The following is a 528-nucleotide window of genomic DNA, read 5'->3' as shown; positions in this document are numbered from 1 at the left end:
CTCCAGCAAAAAGCGCTACCCAGGCTGAACCGCTCGAAGCTCCGCTGAGCGCTTTGGCAAACAGTGACAGATCTGGGTCCTGCATCAGAAGCCGTAGGCGGCCACAGAGACACCCGGTTCCTGCGCGCCGTCATCGGTCAGGCCCTGCGCCGCCGGAGCCGCCAACTGCGCCGACGAGGCATCCGGCGCCGGGTCATAGGCGGCCACCGAAGCGCCCTCATCCAACGGGGTGCTGTCGGTCAGTTGGTTCACCACCGACTGGACTACGGACAGCACTGCCAGCGTGGGGCCATGGGCCACCAGGCCTGGTGGCGGACGGGTCGGCGCTCCGTGGAGCAGGTCGATGCCCATTCCGATCACCCCTGCTGCACCCACAATAAGAAACAAGCCGGTGAGAAACCGGCGCGACAGCTTGGTGTTCATGTTGAACCTCCAGCTTTTGCAGTGCCGCGATTGACGCGGGACACTTCGCGTGGACTTCCCTGGCACTGCCCGCCGGGGTCCGAATAGATTGACGGGACTGGGGCA

Annotated in this window: 1 protein-coding gene; it reads right to left on the bottom strand. The window is 65.0% G+C overall.

The window, feature by feature from the left end:
• Nucleotides 1–84: 84 nt before the first annotated feature.
• Nucleotides 85–423, bottom strand: a complete 339-nt coding sequence (locus QZH66_RS17070; RefSeq protein WP_305807040.1) for a hypothetical protein — start codon at nucleotides 421–423, stop codon at nucleotides 85–87.
• Between the last annotated feature and the right edge of the window lie 105 nt (nucleotides 424–528).

Origin of the sequence: Stenotrophomonas sp. YIM B06876, assembly GCF_030711595.1 — a bacterium.
Classification (GTDB): Bacteria; Pseudomonadota; Gammaproteobacteria; order Xanthomonadales; family Xanthomonadaceae; genus Stenotrophomonas.
This window is presented reverse-complemented; position numbering and strand designations above follow the sequence as displayed.

Coding starts and splice junctions, on each gene's coding strand:
- QZH66_RS17070 (WP_305807040.1), bottom strand. CDS start 423: ATGAACACCAAGCTGTCGCGCCGGTTTCTCACCGGCTTGTTTCTTATT.